The 2,859-nt window shown below is 69.4% G+C and carries 4 protein-coding genes and 1 pseudogene; 2 read left to right on the forward strand and 3 right to left on the reverse strand.

The window, feature by feature from the left end; translation table 11 throughout:
- Together ACWELQ_RS42745 and ACWELQ_RS42750 are read right to left on the reverse strand one after the other, a co-directional pair.
- A partial coding sequence (locus ACWELQ_RS42745) for a SulP family inorganic anion transporter (protein ID WP_452402689.1) occupies positions 1-1,062 on the reverse strand: 1,062 nt, incomplete at its 3' end.
- Positions 1,063-1,065: 3 nt separating this feature from the next.
- Complete coding sequence (locus tag ACWELQ_RS42750) at positions 1,066-1,473, reverse strand: DUF7144 family membrane protein (protein ID WP_452402690.1); 408 nt, start codon at positions 1,471-1,473, stop codon at positions 1,066-1,068.
- Positions 1,474-1,696: 223 nt separating this feature from the next.
- Here ACWELQ_RS42750 and ACWELQ_RS42755 point away from each other — a divergent pair, with 223 nt between their 5' ends.
- Complete coding sequence (locus ACWELQ_RS42755) at positions 1,697-2,071, forward strand: SHOCT domain-containing protein (RefSeq protein ID WP_452402691.1); 375 nt, start codon at positions 1,697-1,699, stop codon at positions 2,069-2,071.
- Between the two features lie 140 nt (positions 2,072-2,211).
- On the opposite strand, the gene ACWELQ_RS42760 is transcribed toward ACWELQ_RS42755, so the two are convergent.
- Complete coding sequence (locus ACWELQ_RS42760) at positions 2,212-2,340, reverse strand: hypothetical protein (RefSeq protein ID WP_452402692.1); 129 nt, start codon at positions 2,338-2,340, stop codon at positions 2,212-2,214.
- Positions 2,341-2,450: 110 nt separating this feature from the next.
- Here ACWELQ_RS42760 and ACWELQ_RS42765 point away from each other — a divergent pair.
- Positions 2,451-2,859, forward strand: a pseudogene (locus ACWELQ_RS42765) (hypothetical protein); the annotation flags it as partial.

Here is a 2,859-nt window from a genome sequence, read left to right on the forward strand (position 1 = left end):
CACCGCCATGGCGACCGCGGCCAGCACCGGTCGCGGCAATCGCTCGAACAGCCCGCCCGGGAGCAACACGGTGATCACCGCGAGGACCGCGGCGACCAGCACGCCCAGCCGGGTGCGCGCTCCCGTCGGCGCGGCGGTGGGCGCGTGGCCGCCCACGACCATGCCCGACAGCGCGCCCGAACCCAGATTCGCCAGCCCGAGGCCGACCAGCTCCAGATTCGGATCGACCTCCCGATGCCGCTGCGGCAGCGCGGCTTCGGCGCCGTGGACGCCCTCGGCGAGGCCGACCACGACGACGGCGAGCGCCGGGCCCACCAGGCCCAGCAGATCCAGGGTGCCGATGCCGCTGGGCCAGCCGGGCCGTGGCAGTCCCCGATCGATCGGATCGACGACCTGGCCCCCGTGGGTATCGAAAGACCACAGCCGGGAAACCGCGACCGCGGCGACCACCACGGCGAAGGCGATCGGCAGGGTAGGAAATCGCCGTCGGCCGACGAGCACCGCCAGCAGCGCGACTATGCCGAACAGTGCACTCGGCCAGGCGATGTCGTGCAGGTGCGCGGCGATCCACGCGCAGCGGGCCCAGGTTCCGCCCACGATATCGGGGAGTCCGAGCAGGGTCGGCAGTTGCCCGATGAGCACGGTCAGCACCAGGCCGACGGTGAAGCCCCGCAACACCGGTGGCGCGATGAGGGCGGCGGCGAAGCCGAGCCGCGCCAGCCCGGCCAGCACGCCCGCGCAGCCGGCGACCAGCGCCAGGGCCGCGCTCAGCGCCAGGAACCGCCCGCCACCGGACACGTGCGGGGCGACGATCGCCGCCGAGAGCGCCGCGGTGACCGAAATCGGGCCGACCGGAACATGATTCGTGCGACCGAGCAATGCGTAGCACAGCAGGGCCGGGATCATGGCGTACAGCCCGGATTCCGGCGGCACGCCCGCGATCTGGGCGCAGGCGAAGCTCTCCGGCACGAGCAGTGCCCAGATCACCACGCCCGCGAGCACATCCGCGCCCAACCAGGCGCGCCGATAGCCACGCGGTGACGCGAGCCAGGACCCGCGCACGGGTCAGACCGACTCGGGCTGCCAGGAGGCGACGGCCCAGATCACCACCACGTCCAGCAGAATGACCAGGATCGCCCAGGCCGGATAGTAGGGCAGCCACATGAAATTGGCGATGATCGACAGCGAGGCCAGCACCATCGCGGTGACGCGGCCCCATTGCGTACCGCTCATCAGCCCGATCCCGGCCAGGATCAGGACCGCGCCGATACTGATGTGGACCCACCCCCAGCCGGTGGTGTCGTACTGGTAGATGTAGGCGACGCCGACCACATAGAGCTGGTCCGCGGCCACCGCGGAAATCCCTTGCAGGATGTCGAGCACGCCGACGGTCACCATCAGGATGGCCGCGGCGAGGGCGCCGCCGGTGGCCCGGCGGCGCACCGGGCGGGCGTCGTTCAGCGTGTGCGTCATGGTCTGCCCCTCTCGGATGGAATGAACGCACTACCGACCCTGCGCCACCGCGGCGGAGAATGCCTCGCCCGAATCGAATGACCGCGCTTCAAAATTCGGGCGAAACACGCGGCATGAAGATGAATCATTCGCCAGGGATGAGGAATTCACCGCACCAGCCGATCCATGATCGACATCCACACGGGCACCCGTGCCTCGTGGTCGCACAGAAGGGATGTCGGACATGTCATTCTGGGAATTCATCTGGTTTCTGCTCTTGAGTTTCTTGTTCGTCGCATATCTGATGCTGCTTTTCTCGATCCTCACCGACCTGTTCCGGGACCCCGACATGTCGGGCTGGATCAAGGCGCTGTGGGTGGTCTGCCTGCTGATCCTGCCGTTCCTCAGCGCGCTCATCTACCTCATCACCCGAGGCAACAACATGGCCGCGCGCACGGCCGGGGATATGGTGCGCCGCGAATCGGCGACCCAGGATTACATTCGCCAGGTCGCGCGCGCGGACCCGGCCTCGCAATTGGCCGACGCCAAGAAATTGCTCGACTCCGGCGCGATCACCGAGGACGAATTCGCGCAGATCAAACGGACGGTCCTGGAGTGATTCCCGGGCACGATCCCCACGCCGCCCGCGCGCCCCCCGCGCCGGTCACCGCGCGCGCGAATCCTGATCGGGTGCGGCCGGCTGCTCTCGGCGCAGCCGCACCGACGCGGTCAGCACCCGCAGGGCCACCCCGATCAGGATCAGGTCAGCGATAGCAGCGCCGGAATATCCGCCTCCCCGCGCAAGGGCAGCAGGAAGTACGCGAGCAGGAGAACGGCGATGGTGCCCGACGGGCGCAGCAGTGCCCGCCGCAACAAGCTCCGCGGCACCCTGACCGCTCCCGAGGCATTTCCTTTGTCCGACATCACCATCCACGCGCCCCCGCACCGTCGCGCGAATTCACGGTGCGACGCGGACTTTCCGATGAAAGGGATGCATTATGACCGAGAGTTCGGATCCCCCACCCCAGGAACCGATTCCCGACGCATTGTCGGCATCCGAGCGCGCCGAATTGGAGGGCCTGCGCGCGGCCGGGCCGCGACGGCACGGCTCGGCGCTGCGCTGGACCGGCGTGGGGCTGCTGCTGGTATTGGCGGGGGTACTGATCCTGGCCAGCGTGGTGGCGCGTTTCGCGCGCGGCGAGGTCCTCGACACCGACCACTACGTGGCCACGGTCGCGCCGCTGGCCGCCGAGCCCGCGATCCGCGATCAGCTGGCCGATACGCTGACCGACGCCATCGTGACCCGCGTCGACATCGAGCAGCTCACCTCGGAAGCCGTTGCGGCCCTGACCGACAATGTCGCGCAGGTGGCCGACCGGCCGCGGGTGTCCGCGGCGCTGGCGAGCC

It is taken from the genome of Nocardia sp. NPDC004722 (assembly GCF_053601505.1).